This window comes from Microcoleus sp. AS-A8 (assembly GCA_039962225.1).
Classification (GTDB): domain Bacteria; phylum Cyanobacteriota; class Cyanobacteriia; order Cyanobacteriales; family Coleofasciculaceae; genus Allocoleopsis.
The window spans coordinates 676,419-693,801 of the sequence record JAMPKV010000001.1; the positions used below are offsets into that span (position 1 = coordinate 676,419).

Annotated in this window: 8 protein-coding genes; 6 read left to right on the forward strand and 2 right to left on the reverse strand. The window is 47.0% G+C overall.

Annotated elements, in window-relative coordinates; genetic code table 11:
* Positions 1-610: 610 nt before the first annotated feature.
* Together NDI48_02620 and dtd are read left to right on the forward strand one after the other, a co-directional pair.
* A complete protein-coding gene (locus tag NDI48_02620; GenBank protein ID MEP0830095.1) occupies positions 611-4,231 on the forward strand; it encodes a PAS domain S-box protein in 3,621 nt (1,206 codons plus the stop codon).
* Between the two features lie 163 nt (positions 4,232-4,394).
* The gene (dtd, locus tag NDI48_02625) at positions 4,395-4,850 is read left to right on the forward strand and encodes a D-aminoacyl-tRNA deacylase (GenBank protein MEP0830096.1); all 456 of its coding nucleotides are present in this window, start codon (positions 4,395-4,397) and stop codon (positions 4,848-4,850) included.
* A 201-nt stretch (positions 4,851-5,051) separates the two neighbouring features.
* On the opposite strand, the gene NDI48_02630 is transcribed toward dtd, so the two are convergent.
* Entirely contained in the window at positions 5,052-7,808 is a 2,757-nt protein-coding gene (locus NDI48_02630; GenBank protein ID MEP0830097.1) for a bifunctional acetate--CoA ligase family protein/GNAT family N-acetyltransferase, read from the reverse strand.
* Between the two features lie 424 nt (positions 7,809-8,232).
* Here NDI48_02630 and NDI48_02635 point away from each other — a divergent pair, with 424 nt between their 5' ends.
* The 3 genes from NDI48_02635 (at position 8,233) to NDI48_02645 (ending at position 11,494) form a co-directional block, all read left to right on the forward strand.
* On the forward strand, positions 8,233-8,610 hold the full coding sequence (locus NDI48_02635; GenBank protein ID MEP0830098.1) for a hypothetical protein: 378 nt from the start codon (positions 8,233-8,235) through the stop codon (positions 8,608-8,610).
* Positions 8,611-9,309: 699 nt separating this feature from the next.
* Entirely contained in the window at positions 9,310-9,849 is a 540-nt protein-coding gene (locus NDI48_02640; GenBank protein MEP0830099.1) for a gamma-glutamylcyclotransferase, read from the forward strand.
* 142 nt (positions 9,850-9,991) lie between these two features.
* A complete protein-coding gene (locus NDI48_02645) occupies positions 9,992-11,494 on the forward strand; it encodes an aminotransferase class V-fold PLP-dependent enzyme (GenBank protein MEP0830100.1) in 1,503 nt (500 codons plus the stop codon).
* 292 nt (positions 11,495-11,786) lie between these two features.
* Here the strand turns inward: NDI48_02645 and yidD are convergent, their stop codons facing one another.
* Positions 11,787-12,077, reverse strand: coding sequence for a membrane protein insertion efficiency factor YidD (gene yidD, locus NDI48_02650; protein ID MEP0830101.1), 291 nt, complete (start codon positions 12,075-12,077; stop codon positions 11,787-11,789).
* Positions 12,078-12,353: 276 nt separating this feature from the next.
* Here yidD and NDI48_02655 point away from each other — a divergent pair, with 276 nt between their 5' ends.
* Positions 12,354-17,102 (forward strand): PAS domain S-box protein, encoded by a 4,749-nt coding sequence (locus tag NDI48_02655; protein ID MEP0830102.1) that lies wholly within the window; start codon positions 12,354-12,356, stop codon positions 17,100-17,102.
* The last annotated feature ends 281 nt before the right edge of the window (positions 17,103-17,383 follow it).

Consider the following 17,383-nt stretch of genomic DNA (forward strand, 5'->3'; position numbering starts at 1 on the left):
ATTAATCCCAAATTGAGCTAACTTTCTCCCACCTTGCCCGACAGTCATCGCGAAGTTAACAACCCAAAAATGCAGTTATTGTTAGCATTATATCTGCATAAAAACTTATATCTAAAGCAGTAGATTACAGCATCGGATATTCTATCCGTCCTCTCTCGCTTGTGCTCCTGAATACTTCAACGCCGAAACACTTACTTTTTGAGGGGGTCTAGTGCAAGAGTATAAACAGAGGATAAGATTTGAACAGACGTTTGTCAGAGGTCGTCTACAGTGACTAGCTCTTCCTAGGAGAGTCGAAATTGAAAAGGCTTAATGTAGCTGACAGTTGCTTCATTTAACACCCATCAAGGGAGATAATGGAGCTCTGGAGCTAGCTAACCGATAAGAAGGCGATTTAAGTTTAGGGAAATAATAAACTTGAGGTGCTGATTGACTGACACAACTTCCCGAAGAGTAGTCGAGTCAGCCTTCTAGATTGAGCTTTGAAGCGTGAAAATTGTTACGTTGTAGGGGTGCACGGGGATTCTATCAGTAAGACTTCCCTCATTTTTTTAGTTAGTAAACATCAAGCGTGTACTTGCTATCTACCTAATTTTGAAATTTCGCTATTATGACATCAACGCTGAAGCCAACGCTCAACCGTGATGCTTTCAGAGTTCTCTGGGTTGAAGACAACCTAACTGAGGCAAAACAGCTTCAAGAGTTAGAGTTACTGCTAGAAGCTCAAGGAGAAAATATTTTCTTAACCCATGTTAAGAGTATCACTGAAACGATAGAAGCGTTGAATCAGGAAAATTTCGATGTTGTTTTATTCGATTTGTCACTTCCTGAGCGCCCTGATCTACATCCTCTGACTATAATTCACGAATACATTAGCCACCCCAAAAATGGAGCTTGCCCTGCCATTATTGTGATCATAGGAGACGATGATCAACCACTCGCTCTCCAATGTATTCGCGCCGGAGTACAAGATTGTTGGATGAAAGGGAACGTCAGCCGTATTCACTTGATGGATTCCTTACGCTATGCAATCGCCAGACGGGACGCGATCGCATCTATTGCCCATCAGCAAATGCGAGAAACTCTGCTAAGAAATCAACAGAAATATCGCTGCGCGATCTCTGAGTTTCCAGATGCGATTACTCCAACCGCACCTCAACCCTCACATCAAGAATTCATCAGCCAAGAAGAACACCGCTTTTTCACCCTCTCCCTCGATTTACTTTGTATTGCTGGTGTTGATGGTTATTTCAAGCGATTGAATCCGGTTTGGGAAACTACGCTTGGCTATACTATCTCCGAGCTGCTCAACCAACCTATTCTTGAATTGGTTCATCCAGACGATCGAAAAGCCAGCCGACGTGCCGTGCAAAAACTCAAGGATGGTAGCATTCCCTCGCTGAAATTTCAAAACCGTTTTATCTGTAAAGATGGTTCTTATCGGTGGCTTTCTTGGACAACGGTGTCTTTTTCTCAGGAAGGTTTAATCTATGGCGTTGCCCGTGATATCACGGAGCGTAAGCATTCAGAAGCAGCCTTGCAAAGTAGTGAAGCACGATTTCGTACCTTAGTCAGCAATCTTCCTGGTGCTGTCTATCGCTGCAAGTGTGATGCTAATTGGACGATGGAATTTCTCAGCCGAGATATTGAGCGAATTAGCGGTTATCCAGCTTCAGATTTTATCGCTAATCACAAGCGAAATTTAAATAGTATTATTCATTCTGAAGATGTTGAATCGGTCGAGCGTGCCATTCAGGAGGCTTTAGAAACTAAACAGCCATTCTCTTTGGAATACCGAATTCTTCATGGGAATGGCAGCATCCGATGGGTTTATGAAAAGGGTCAGGGTATCTTTACAACTCAAGGAGAACTACTCTGTCTGGATGGCGTGATTTTTGATATTACTGAGCGCAAACAAGCGGAAAGTGAACTTCATCGCACCCAACAATTCCTCAACTCTTTGCTGGATAATCTGCCTGTGGGCGTGTTTGCCAAAGATGCCCAGAAATTGCATTTTGTGTTCTGGAACAAGACCCTGACTGAACTGATCGGTTACAGTACGAATGAGGTAATTGGCAAGAGTGATTATGATTTATTCTCAGAAAATCACGCGAATTTCTCGAAGGCTCAAGACCAAGAAGCTTTCTTAACGGGTAAGCTAATTGATAACCCCGCAGAACCGATTCCTACCCATCGTGGGCAACGCATCTTTCATGTCAAAAAAATTCCTATCTTTGACGAAGTCGGCAGACCGCAATATGTATTAGGAATTGCAGACGATATTACTGAGCGCCAGCAGACAATTGATCGTTTACGCCTCTTAGAACGAGCGATCGCAGCATCGAGTAACGGCATTGTGATTACGGATGCCACTGACTCTAATCACCCCTTAGTTTACGCCAATCCTGGTTTTGAGCGAATCACAGGTTACTCGGTAGAGGAAGTGATGGGTCAAAATTGTCGCTTCTTGCAAGGGACAGATCGAGAACAACCCGCTCTGGCTGAGCTGCGAACAGCGCTGCAACAGGAGCGAGAATGTCGAGTTGTGTTACGGAACTACCGAAAAGACGGCTCTCTGTTTTGGAATGAATTCTCAATCTCCCCGGTGCGAAATGCCGCCGGAAAATTAACTCACCATATCGGCGTTCACAGGGACATCACCGAACTCAAACAAGCCGAAGCGGCATTAAAGCAGCAAGTGTTGCGAGAACACTTGGTAGGGGCGATGCGAGCGCGCATTCGCCGCACTCTGAACCTCAAAGAAGTCCTGACAACGGCAGTGGAGGAAGTGCGGCAGTTTCTCCAAACGGACCGAACTGTAATTTACCGCTTTTACCCGGATTGGAGTGGAGTGATAGTGGTTGAGTCCGTTGGCGAGGATTGGACACCCCTGTTTGGACTTGACATTCAAGACAACTGTTTTGCCCAAACGTATGCCTCCCAATATCAACAAGGTCGCATACGAGCGGTGGATAATATTCATCAGGCGGGTTTAAGCCAGTGCCATATCGATCTCCTCAGCCAGTTAGAGGTTCAAGCCAACCTAGTGGTTCCTCTATTGCAAGGAGAAACCTTATGGGGACTGCTGATTGCTCATCACTGTAGGGATTCGAGGGGGTGGAACTCCTTTGAGATCGAGTGTCTCAGCCAGTTGTCCGTACAATTGGCGATCGCCATCCAGCAATCCACTCTCTTTGAACAAGCGCAAACCGAACTCGTGGAGCGCAAGCGAGTCGAAGAGAACTTGCGCCGCAGTGAAGCGCGTGAGCGGAAACGAGCCAAGCAACTGTTAATCGCACTGCACGACCTGAAAAACACCCAAACTCAGTTGGTGCAAACTGAAAAAATGGCGAGTTTGGGTCAACTCGTGGCGGGTGTTGCCCATGAAATCAACAATCCCACCAGCTTTATCTCCTGCAATGTTGCCCCAGCGCTGGGATATACCGATGATCTACTGCATCTGATATCCCTTTACCAAAAGTACTATGCGACGCCTCCTGCTGAAATCGAAAACGAGATTGTCGCCATCGACCTGGACTTTATCAAAGAAGATTTCCCCAAATTGCTGCGTTCCATGCAGAAAGGAGCCTCGCGCATCCAACAAATTGTCCTATCTCTGCGGAACTTCTCGCGTCTTGATGAAGCTGAACGTAAGAAAGTTGACCTTCATCAGGGAATTGATAATACCTTGATGATTTTGCAAAACCGTTTGAAAGAACAGTCCAGTCGCTCGGCTATTCAGGTCATTAGAGAATTCGGTAACCTTCCCTTGGTGGATTGCTACCCTAGCGAGCTAAATCAGGTATTTATCAATATTTTGAGTAATGCCATTGATGCCATTGAATGCAGGATGAAAAAAGATGCTTCTCTAACTCCTCAAATTCGGATTTGTACACAAGTTTTGAGCAGCCGTAAAACGCCAGTAAACACTCAAAATTCTCAGGGTCAATGCCCAATAACCCATTCCCATTGGTCAATGGCCCATGGTCAATTCCCTATCCATTTCACTGACAAGGTGGTGATTCGCATCGCCGACAATGGAATTGGTATTCCAGAAAATGTTAACCTGCGCGTGTTTGACCCGTTTTTTACCACAAAACCCATTGGCAAAGGTACGGGTTTAGGGTTGTCGATTTCCCACTCGATTGTGGTAAAAAAACATAGAGGTGAATTATACTATCATACACCGGATGGACAAGGGACAGAGTTTGTGATCGAGTTACCGTTTTGACACCCGTTAACTAAAGGATGAAATATGAAATTATTGCGCCCCGCTTTTCTAGGATGAGGGTTGAATATTGAAAAGAAAATTTATGTTTCTGCCCACAATGACATTTCAGACACCTTGAGTCAAAAGTGAACCGTTATTTCTCGAAAATTCCCCATTCCCTCTTATGCGTTTGATCATCCAACGAGTTAAATCTTCTCAAGTTCAAGTTGACAATGTTGTGATTGGCAAAATCGGCAGAGGATTGAATCTTTTGGTAGGGATTGCCAACACGGATACCGAAACAGAACTCGACTGGATGGCGCGAAAATGCCTGGATTTACGGCTATTTCCGGGTGATGAAGGTATTGCTGACCGTTGGGAAAAATCTGTGCAGGAGATTGGAGGTGAACTCTTAGTCGTCAGTCAGTTTACCCTCTACGGTGACTGCCGTAAAGGACGTCGCCCTTCTTTCAGTCAGTCAGCAGCGCCAGATGTCGCACAACAGCTATACGAAAAGTTTGTTGAGAGGTTACGGCAAAGTGGTTTACGGGTGGAAACAGGACAGTTTGGAGCCATGATGCAAGTCTCCATTGAAAATGATGGCCCTGTAACGCTACTTTTAGAACGAGAGCATGATTAGAAAATTTATCGCTTTTTAAGTTGCTTGGAATCAGGTAATAAGTAATGGGTAATAAGTAAAACTTTCTCCCAATTATCTATTACCTATTACCCATGACCTATTACTTCTTTGTTCGTGGTCAAGGGGACTGAGGAAGAGTTGATAGGAATATATACCTAGTTATTCCCCTCAGTCACCTAAATTACACTCGATTCGCGAGGATTAGCGTAACTTGTAAACTACTTTCATGATTGATGGCTCAGAGGTGGATTCAAGATGAAAGCCGAGTTTTTGACAAACGTGCTGCATGGCTCGATTTTCAGACAGAATCTCAGCCGTGATGTATTGCAATTTTTCGTCTTGACCGATTTCGAGCAGACGACGCAAGAACTCCGTACCCAACCCTTTACACTGGAAGCGATCGCCAATCAACATAGAAAACTCAGCTTCATCCCTCCCATGCAATTTGCTCAAGCGACCGAAACCCAGAAGGTGATGTTCGCCCGTTGCGGGGTCTGTATAATCTGCCACTAGAGCAAGTTCGCGATCGTAGTCAATGAAACAAATCCGGGAGAGTCGATCATGAGCCACTCGTGTTTGCAGCTTCATTAAGTGAAAGTAGCGAGAATAAATACTTTCTTCCGACAAGTTTTCGTGGAATTTAACCACCAGGGGTTCATCCTCAGGTCGAATCGGGCGGATTTTGATCGGTGTGCCATTCTTCATCGTCCAGTCAGACACATACTGAATCGGATAGGGACGAATCGCCGCCTGAGGTAGCTTGTCCTCCTCTACATCCAGGCTATGCAAAACCACACGCGCATCCAGAGCAATGAATCCGTCCGGGGAAGCGAGTAAGGGGTTGATATCAATCTCCTTAATCCACCGTTGTTCAACCACAAGCTGACTAAACTGAACTAGTAATTGCTCCAACATCGCCAAATCCACAGGCGGTCGTCCACGCACGCCTTTGAGAGCCGTGTAGATTTTGGTTTGTTCCATCATCCGCCGTGCCAATGTTGTATTCAGCGGCGGTAACCCCAAAGCTCGGTCTTTAAAAACTTCAACCAACTGCCCACCCGTGCCAAACAGGAGTACAGGCCCAAATTGAGGATCTGGACTACTGCCGAGGATTAGTTCATAGCCCTCCAGCTTCAACATCGGCTGCACCGTCACACCCAAGAAATGCTCAGCGCCAGCTTTCAGAAGTACCGCTGACTCAATCGCCTGATAAGCTTTACGCACATCATCGGCATCCGCCAAGTTGAGCTTCACGCCACCGACATCGGTTTTATGGGTGATGGTTTCGGAATATAGCTTCAAGACCACTGGGTAGCCCATCTCCTGGGCTAACTGTACCGCCTCCGCTTCAGATTGGGCAATGTGAGTTTCAACCGTGGGAATGCCATAAGCTTTCAGGAGTTGCTTCGATTCAAACTCACTCAGCAGAGTCCGACCCGATGCTCGGATCGATTGTATAATCTCTGTCGCCCGAACTCGGTCTGGAGCCTTGTCATCAGCTCTTCCTTCTAGGACGGGTGTTTCGTAGATACCCCGCAGGTTATAAGCGTAGCGCCACATGTAGTTGAACACACGGGCGGCGGTATCCGGGAAAGGGAGGGTGAAAATCCTCGCCTCGTTGAGCATTGCTTCCCCCCCTGCCACCTCAGCTCCCCCCATCCAACTCGCAAGGATGGGTTTCGCCGGAAGAGTACTTCCCTGCAACCGTTCCACAAACTGCTTCGCTGTCTGGATGGGGTCAGTCATGGCTTGCGGAGTGAGGATGGCGAGGAGTCCATCACTGTCAGGATTTTTCAGGGCAATCTCGCAGGCTTTGGCATAGCGATTGGGGTCGGCATCCCCTAAAACATCAATAGGGTTACTGTGACTCCAATGGGTTGGCAATAGCTGATTGAGTTCGTCCATGGTTTGGGGTGATAAGGGCGCAAGTTCACCCCCTTCCGAAATCAGCGCGTCGGTTGCCAATACCCCAGGGCCACCTGCATTCGTGATAATGGTTAAGCGTTTGCCTTTGGGGCGTGGCGCTTTGGCTAATACCTCCGCCATGTTAAATAAATCGTCAATCATGTTGACCCGCAATACGCCGCAGCGACGGAACGCGGCTTCTAACACTTCATCACTGCCAGTTAGCGCCCCCGTATGAGAAGCGGCAGCGGCGGCTGCTGCTTCAGTCCGACCGGCTTTAATCACAATAATCGGTTTCGTGAGCGCCACTTCCCGTGCGGCGGATAAAAATGACCGCGCATTGCCGATGGATTCCATGTAAATGACAATGCTGTGGGTGGCGGGATCATCGCCCAAGTAATAAATCAGGTCACCCCAGTTAACATCCAGCATGGAGCCGATGGACATGAAGGCGCTGAAGCCTACATTTTCCCGGAAGCTCCAATCCAAAATCGATGTACACAGAGCGCCACTTTGACTGATGAACCCCACGTTACCCGGTCGTGCCATCGCATTGGCAAAGGTGGCATTCAGACCGCTGACGGGACTCATCACACCCAGGCAATTGGGGCCAATAATTCGCATTCTGCCCTGACGTGCCTGTTTAAGAACGTCCTGCTCTAATTGAATTCCTTGTTCTCCGACTTCCTTAAAGCCAGCCGAGATGATAATCGCTCCCTTGACCCCTGCGGCTACGCATTCGCCAATCACACCAGGCACCGTTGGGGCCGGTGTGACCACGACGGCTAGATCGACGGTTTCAGGCACCGCTGCAATGCTGGGATAAGCTTTGATTCCCAGAACACTAGGGCGTTTGGGATTAACAGGGAAAACGGTTCCTCCGAAGGGATTGCTAATCAAATTCCATAAGAGAGTACGTCCAACACTGCCTGCTTTTTCCGTCGCACCAATCACAGCGACGTGCTTGGGGGCAAAGATTGCATCGAGAGGTTGACGTTCATAGCGCAGAACGTCATGAGCTGGATCGGTAGTTTGCATTAAGGTTTTTGACATCGTTCATACCTGAACTTGTTTCTCAGTCAGTCGGTAAGGTTCGATTCTGTACCTGCCCTAGTGACGGATCATTGATTCTGTGTAGCGCTGTCCTATTTCTAATTTACTCCCAGTTTCTATCCAGGCCAGTAAAAATGCTTACTTCGCCTTGGCAAGAGTAATGGCGCATCATCTTGGAGAAAACGGCATTTACGCCGTGGACAAGTTAGAGAAGAGGATCGCAAAAGTCAGGACTGGAGCTTGAGTGATCAGGTAAAATCAGGCGAATTTGCCCAGTTAAACCTAGAATTATCAACAAAGGTTTACCACCGGACGATGTCCCCCTCCGCTATCACAGTAGCTTTGAGCTACCCGATTCCCTCCTCGCTCTCATCTCCGGTTGTTCCACAATCCTCAATCCCTAGCCTATTGTCACTAAGACTCTATGACGACCGTTACTTCTCAACAAATTGCCCAGTTTCGCACTGAGTTAGCCAATAATCCCGAAGCCATGAAAGCACTGGATGCGATTGAAGATTGCGAGGGAGATTTAGAAGATGCTGCGATCGCGTTAGCCATCCGCGCCGGACAGCAACCCCAAAGAGATAATGCCGAGTGGTTAGACGCTTTAGCTCGGAAATGCCGTGCTGTGATTTGCCAGAAGGAATTTCGCGGCGACTTGCTCAATGGCTCTTATGCACCGATGATTCGATACTTAACAGAGACACCTCTGCTACCGTCAATCCTGGCAACGCCTGTGCTGATGTATGTTGTTAGCCAAGACATCAACGATTTTTGTGAACCGTTGGATTCTCAATTCTGAATTTCTTCGCTGTCACGATACTTTTGTAGGGAAAGGAACAGAATTTCTCGACTCAAATCCAGGACAGCAAATCCACCTCCCTTCCCGGAATTCAGTGTATTTTGCTACATTTTTACCTGATCCCTCCCTAATTCTTAAAGTTCAGCCATTTGGCCCAAATTTTTCCGCCATTTCTCAGAGGTCTTTTTACACAGACTCTTCGTATTATTGATCAGCTAGATAGCCTTTGACTCAGTAACGCTAATCTATCTCATCTATTTAGTTGATCAATTCAATACTTGCCAGTCAAATCATGACACGGAGACAGCGATGTGATGCCGTATAGCTTCGCCGCCGTCGTGTCATTTTTTAGTGGCCAAAATTAATTCCGGCTCAAGGGAGAAAAGGTTTGGTTCGATTCAAAATAGAAAATCCTAAACCCCTAGAATGCCTTTACAAATACTTGATAAATGGCTGGGTTTAAACAGAGACGAAACGTTAGCTAGATTCAGCCATCCAGCCATATCCTGAGGTTCAAAGCTAAGAGGGGCAATATAAAACTTCGGTAAATAGCGCCGCTGAAGCTAGACAAGCTATAGGGAGACTATGCCAATATCTACACAAGAACTTAGGCAATGAAATTCCAGAGTAGCAACTAAGGCACCAGTCGAAGATTTGCCATAACCAATGTTTGTTGTTTCTCCTAACACTCAAAAAACTATGTCGGACCTAAAAATTTTGAGCAAAAAGAATATGGCAACGTTCTACTATTTTGCTTATGGCTCCTGCATGTGTCCGGTAGACCTCAAGCGCTCACTGGGCGAGAACACACATGATTATGTAGTGGGTCCTGCAACCCTCAAAGGCTATCGACTGGGTTTCTATTGCTACTGTGAAAAGCGCGATTGTGGTGTACTCGATGTTGTCGAAGACCCCAATAGCTCTGTGGAAGGAGTTCTCTATCAGTTGCCTTGGCGACAAAGTATTAATCTAGATCGGCGCGAATGTGTCCACGAAGGTCGATATAAGCACGAAATGATTGAGGTCGTATGCCAAGGTCAACTTTACAAAACTGTTCGTACCTACGTGGTGATTGACAAACTCTCGGAAGAAGTTGCTCCGGGCGATTGGTACTTCAACGTTGTTCTCCGGGGGGCGGTTACCTCTGGACTGCCAGAGCAATATTGCTGGAAGTTGTTTAACCACATGCACCAGCTACAACAGCAGCAATTGGGAAGCCGGAGGTTGCAAGCCGCTTAATCAGTTCTTGAACTGTAGTGTAGGCAGTTCTAGCCTTGTGCCTCTGTCCCAATCGCACAAACTGCCTTTAGAATCGCTGACCGTTTTCTCATAAGATTGACCGTCTTTCATTTACCCAAGAAAAACGACCAAGGAGTATTCAATGCAGTTAATCCAGAGACAGGACATCAAGGCTATCGAACCCAAAAGCGAGGCTTTTCAATGCCCAGAAGTGCTAGGTGCGAACCACTTTGTTTCTCTGCTCGATGGTCGCCATATTACTCAAATCTTCTTGGATAATGGAGCCAGCACCAAACCCTTCCGAGTGGTTAGCGATTTTATCCGAGACATTGAACCCTACTACTCCAACATTCATCGCGGTACCGGTTTTGACTCCCATTTTTGTACAGAGCGCTACGAACAGGCACGGCGCATTGTGGGAGAGTTTGTCGGTTGGGATTGTGAGCGGGATGTGGTTATCCCTGTGCGTAACACCACTGAAGGAATGAACCTTCTGGCGAACACCATCTCCTTTGCTCCTGGCGATCGCGTCCTCACCACAATCCTCGAACACCACAGCAGCGACCTCCCCTGGCGTAACAAAGCCAAGGTGGAACACCTCCCCATCAACGCTGAGGGACAAATTGACCTCCAAGAGCTAGAACGCCGCTTAGACCCCGCCAAGGGCAGAGTCCGGGTTGTGACGATGACCGGTGCCTCCAACATCCTCGGCTCCGTGCTGCCAATCCACGAAATTGCCGCCTTAGCTCACAAGTATGGAGCCTTAATGGTTGTGGATGGTGCTCAGTTGGTGCCTCACCGCCGCGTGAACATGAGACCCCATACCGATCCAGGTCACATTGACTTCCTGGTGTTCAGTGGTCACAAAATGAACGCTCCTGGAGGAGTCGGAGCCGTTGTCGGACGGCGCGATATCTTCGCCGCCGCTGCACCCTACCAACCCGGTGGTGGAACTGTGGCTTCAGTCAGTACTAACACCGTTACTTGGGCTGCGCCCCCGGATCGCAATGAGGCAGGAACGCCCAACATCTTAGGAATGTTAGCGCTAGCGCGCACCGTTCAGGTACTCGAAGCGGTGGGGATGGATAAAGTAGAGGCTCACGAGCGTCATCTCACCTCTGTCCTCTTAGAAAAGCTGTCTCACATTCCCCAAGTTAAAATCTTAGGCTCCCGCGACCCCAATGGGACAGACAAGCGCGTGGGCGTTGTCACCTTTACCGTCGATGGAGTTCCTCATGGTTTAGTGGCTGCCATTCTCTCCTACGAGTGGGGCATTGCAGTACGCAATGGTTGCTTCTGCGCCCAACCCCTAATGAAGCGCCTTCTGGGAGTAGAAGAAACTTGCTCCTGTCCTTCGGAAGAAGACACAACAGTACGGGGCGATCGCCACAATGTTCCAGGGGCTGTCCGCGCCAGTCTGGGAATCCACAACACGGAACAGGAAATGGAAACTCTGGTAGAAGCCGTTTCCCGCATTGCCCAGAAGCAGTGGCAGGGCGACTACGAGCAAGATGCCAATACAGGCGATTATTTGCCTCGCGGTTTCCGCTTCGACTTCTCTGATCTGCCGGGTTTTGACACAGAGCCAACGACTAACAGCTCCACGGGTGAGCGGCACTTAAAAGTCGTCCATGGCCTGCTGTAGGTTACAGTGGCTGGCAACGGGGCGTTATTGACAACTCTTGGGGCTAACGCCAGCCTAATTCTGTATTAATTCTTGGGTAAGGTGCATCCCTAAATAGGTCATGCGAGAGAGGGATTAAAGGCATGACTTATTAGGGATGCTTTCTTGGTGTTAATGAAAAGTCATGGTCGGCTAATTTGATAGGCTCACAGCTCTATCTGGCTATTGCGATAAAAACTAATAGAACATTAATTTTTACCTTTCCCTCATCAGCTCCGTCGTGTTTTAACAGCGAGGGTAGGATTAGAGTCATTCATATCGGTAAACAGCAGGGAACTATGATACACCCTGAACTCGCGTTGGTTGTTTTAAGCGTTTGACTCGCTGCAACACAAGCCTTGAAACGTTGACGGGAGAGTTGAATCGCGGACATCAAACTCTCCTCACCCAGCAAGCGCTTAATGTACATCGAACAAGACTCGCCATTGTTTAAAAGGCGATGGGGACAAGAAAAGCCCTTGCGAGGAGAAATATAAGTCTGATACAGGGAGATAGAGTCTATCGCCAATTTTTGGGCTAGAGGTTCAACGCTACTACTAATCACGCAGTTTTTTTGAAAAACGTTACCGTGACGTTATATCCCAAAAAAAATTCTGCCATCTCTATCCAAAGGATTATTTATCTTTGCCAAGCGGCTTTAGTACAGTCGCTTCTTTTTGACCACCGTATTTCTTCTAGAAATTAGGAGACGAGCCATCGCCAAAATCCGTGAAAATACGGTCTTGCAAACCATTGACCTTTGTGTAAAGTCAACACATCTGTTGTGCTCAACACAATTGACCTTTGACAAAACGAAGTTCTGATCAGGGAAAGGTGAAATATGGTTTTTAGTTCAATCTCGTTTTTTGTTTATGGACACACGGATTTAGAGGTAGCTTCTATGCTCCACAAGATGTGCGTCCTCTGGAATCCCAAGCTCGTGGGGATGCCACTCACATCAGACTTACTCATAGACCTAGCTTACTATTCAATTGCGCTCATCCTGGTCTATTGGGTTTGCCAGCGACAAAACTTTCTGTTCAACGCACAACTGGAAGCGGCTAATCGAAAACTAGAAAGCGAAATTGCTCAACGTCAGCAAGCCGAAAAGGAATTAACACAATACCGCCGCCATCTTGAGGAATTTGTAGAAGAGCGTACAGCAGAATTAACCAAAGCCAATGAATATTTACAGCAGGAGATTGCTGAACGCCAAAGAGCTGAGGAAGCTCAACAAAAAGCTGAAGCGAATTACCGTAGCATCTTTGAAAATGCTATAGAGGGCATTTTTCAAACTACACCGGATGGGCACTATATTAGTGCTAATCCAGCATTAGCCCAAATCTATGGTTACTCCTCTCCTGAACAATTAGTATCGTCGATCACGGACATTGCAAGGCAAATTTATGTTGAGCCGGAGACTCGCAGCGAATTTATTCGCTTGATGGAGACCCATGACACAGTATCGAGGTTTGAAAAAAAGGTTTATTGTCGAGACGGCAGCATCATTTGGACTTTAGAAAATGCCCGTGCTGTTCGCGATGCTCAGGGAACGTTACTATACTACGAAGGCTCCGTCGAAAACATTACCGATCGCAAGTTGTCAGAGGAGCGCCTACGTTTGTTGGAGTCGGTTGTTGTCAACGCGAACGACGCGATTATTATTACGGATACGGAGCCAATCAATCTACCAGGCCCTTGTATCGTATATGTCAACGAAGCCTTTACTCGCATGACGGGCTACCAGCCCCAAGAGGTGATTGGCAAGACACCACGTATCCTTCAAGGCCCCAACACAGATCGCTCTCAGCTTGATTGTATTCACACGGCACTTTCCCAGCGAAAACCGGTCAGAATTGAGCTGATCAACTACCGCAAGGATGGCTCTGAGTTCTGGGTGGAGCTAAATATTGTACCGATTGCCAATGAGCGGGGTTGTTTTACCCATTGGGTTTCCGTTCAGCGCGATATTACCGAACGTAAGCAAATCGAAGCTGCACTAAGGGAAAGTGAGGAGAAATATCGCTCTGTAATTGACAATGTTACAGAAGTCATTTTTCAAACCGACGCCACTGGTTTGTGGACATTTCTCAATCCGGCTTGGACAGAAATTACTGGCTTCTCGATAGTAGAGAGCCTTGGCACTAATTTTATTGAGTATATCCATTCTGAAGATCGCCAACGGAATATTGAACTCTTTCAACCCCTAATTGAGCGTAAAAAAGAGTTTTGTCGGCATGAAGTTAGATATCTCACTAAAGATGGTGGCTTTCGTTGGATCGAAGTTCATGCTCAATTAACCTTAGATTCTGATCACACCATTACTGGCACCTCTGGCACCCTAAGAGATATTACTAATAACAAATGGGCAGAGACACAGTTACAAGAGAGTGAAATAAAGCTGCGTCAAGTGATTGATTTAGTACCCCATTTGATTTTTGCTAAAAACAAAAACGGACAATTTATTCTTGCCAACAAAGCGCTGGCAGACGCTTACGGTACTTCAGTCGAGGAATTACTGACGCACAAGGATGAAGACTTTGCCCAATCCCCTGAAGAAGCTCACCAGTTTCGAGAAGCGGACTTGCATGTCATCCAAAGCGGACAGCCCAAACATATTCCTGAAGAATTCCTGACGGATGATCAAGGGCATATTCGGATTATTCAAACTACAAAAATCCCCTTTTTTGTCGCGGGTTCTCAAGAGGTCGCTGTCCTAGGTGTATCCATTGATATTACTGAACGCAAGCAGGCAGAACTTGCTTTGCAGCAGCAATTTCAGGGAGCCTTACTGCTTAAGCAAATTACTCAAAAAATTCGTCAAAGCTTAGATAGCCAAGAAATTTTTCAGACAACCGCCACTCAAATCAGTCAGGCATTTGGCGTGAATCGCTGTATACTTCGGACTTATATTGCCGACCCTTCCCCAGAAATTCCTGCCGTCGCTGAGTACTTAGAACCTGCATATAGATCGGGTCTTAATGTGAAAATTCCGATTGCTGGCACCCCCTATTTTGAAGAATTGCTACTACGAGACCGCGCACTTCCGGTTTATGATATCTGCGCCGATCCAAGGTTGCAAGCCGTTGTTCCTACCTATTGTCAACTAGAAGTAAAATCTATGCTGGCCATTCGTACCTCCTATCAGGGGCAACCGAATGGTGCTATTTCAATCCATCAGTGCGACTCTTACCGCTACTGGAGTGAAGAGGAAATCAAGTTACTTGAAGCTGTTGCTGACCAAGTGGGAATTGCTTTAGCTCAGGCGAATCTCCTACAGCAAGAAACTCGCCAACGAGAACAATTAACCCAACAAAATATTGCCTTAGAGCAAGCCAGACGAACTGCCGAAGCAGCTACTCAGGCAAAAAGCGAATTTTTGGCAATCATGAGCCACGAGATTCGCACACCGATGAATGCCGTAATTGGCATGACCGGATTGTTACTCGATACAGAACTGACGCCTCAGCAACGCAACTTTGCCGAAACCATCCGCAGTAGTGGTGATGCTTTACTCACCATCATTAACGATATTCTGGACTTTTCTAAAATCGAATCCGGCAAGCTGGATTTGGAGGAACAACCTTTCGACATCAGAACCTGTATTGAGGAATCCCTCGACTTAGTAACAGCTAACGCCGCTGAGAAAAATCTAGAATTAGCCTATTTGCTCGACCCCAGCACTCCGCACACGAGTATTGGAGATGTCACCCGACTGCGCCAAATTTTAGTAAATTTACTTTCTAATGCTGTGAAGTTTACCCAGGCTGGGGAAGTCATGGTTTCGGTAACAGCTAAACTCTTGTTAGCGCCGGGGGACGTTAGCGAAACCAGCCGAAGTGTCGCTGAGATTGAACATTCCCATCAATCTGCGAATGTGCCACCTGCAACCTTCCACGAAATCCAATTCGCCGTTAAAGACACGGGAATTGGCATTCCCACCAATCGCCTAGACCGCTTGTTCAAGTCTTTCAGTCAAGTTGATTCCTCGACTTCTCGCCAATATGGGGGGACCGGTTTGGGTCTGGTGATTAGTAAACGCCTTGCAGAAATGATGGGTGGCAGAATGTGGGTGGAAAGTGGGGGTGCAATCGGTGGAAATCCGCCTGAGAATTTTAGATTGAAGGTGAAACCTGAGAATATAGAAACTCTTTTTCCTCACAAGCAACTGGCTCATCCAGAATTTAACAGCGAAAATCTCTATTCGGAAGGCTCTACCTTTTATTTCACAGTGGTTGCTGAGTCTGTTCCTCGCTCTTTACAAACTGATCGGCACCTGATTCAGCCTCAGTTAACAGGAAAACGGTTGCTGCTCGTAGATGATAACGCGACAAATCGACAAATTCTTACCCTGCAAGCCCAGCTTTGGGGTATGCTTTCTCAGGCTGCACATTCAGGGGCTGAGGCACTCCACTGGCTGAGTCAGGGAGAAACATTTGACCTGGCGATTCTGGATCTGTGTATGCCTGGAATGGATGGTCTGACTCTAGCGGCTCAAATTAAACAGCAGCCGAATGGTCAACACTTGCCCTTGGTGATGTTGACCTCAAGGGGTAAACCAGAGCTAGAGTCCCAAGCGATCGCGGCAGATTTCGCAGCCTTCCTGAATAAGCCCATTAAACAATCTCAACTCTACAATGTTTTGGTTCATATCTTTAACGGACAGCCGGTTAAAGTGAAGCCCGATACTCAAGGATTCGCGAGTGCTGATGTTCCTGGTGTTGCTACTGCTTCGTTAGCGCTACCCTTTTCTCAACCCGTCAAACTTGACCCCACCATGGCTCAACAGCTACCTCTGCGAATTCTGGTCGCAGAGGACAATAAGGTCAATCAGCAGTTAGCCCTGCAATTGTTGGCACGGATGGGATACCGGGCGGATGTGGCGGGTAATGGACTCGAAGCCATTCAAGCCCTACGCCGTCAGACTTATGACCTCGTGTTTATGGATGTGCATATGCCTGAAATGGACGGATTGACAGCGACGCAACACATTTGTCAAGAATGGTCACCTGCTTTCCGCCCCAAAATTATCGCCATGACGGCTAATGCGATGCAAGGCGATCGCGACAAGTGCCTGAAGGCTGGAATGGACGACTATATTAGCAAGCCGATCCGAGTTGAGCAGCTAGTCCAATCTCTGAAGAAGTGTCAGCCTTGTGAGCAATCCCACAATTGTTGTCAGCTCGATCTGGAAAACTCTGATCCAATCCCAAACGGTGAGGAGGCTTTAATTCTTGAAGCCGCAATTGATCATACGGTTTTGCAAGCCTTTCGCAGTACGATGGGAGCCAACGCCTCGGTTTTCCTGAGGCAACTCATTGATATATACCTGGAAGAAACGCCATTATTGGTGCAAACCCTGATTATCTCTATGAGCCAAGCGGATGGGACGGCGATAAAACAGGCGGCTCATACTCTGAAATCGAGCAGCGCGTCCTTGGGAGCGATGGGTTTCTCTCAACTTTGTCAGGAGTTGGAGAGGCTGGGGGAATCTGGCACGACAACTGAGACAAAACACCTGCTTACCCAACTTCAAGCCGAGTATGAACGAGTCAAAACTGCTTTGCAACTAGAACGTCAGCGAACATAAGATCCTTTAGGTATAAACTTTCCCGTTTTTCCTTATGGCTCATGGAAAATTTATAATACATGAGCTGAACTACTTATCATCCTAAGGTTTATGAACTATTGGCTCTCTTCGTGTCCGGGAGTCACCAATCCTCAAGCTTTCAAGCGTCAGAGGAGCATTTATCTAGAAGGTAGAAATACGTAATACTAAAAATCCGTAAAAATACGGGCTATAAAAGTTTAAATATTTAGTAAATTTGAATCATTGGTCATTAATAACTAAACACCTGGATAACCATCGGT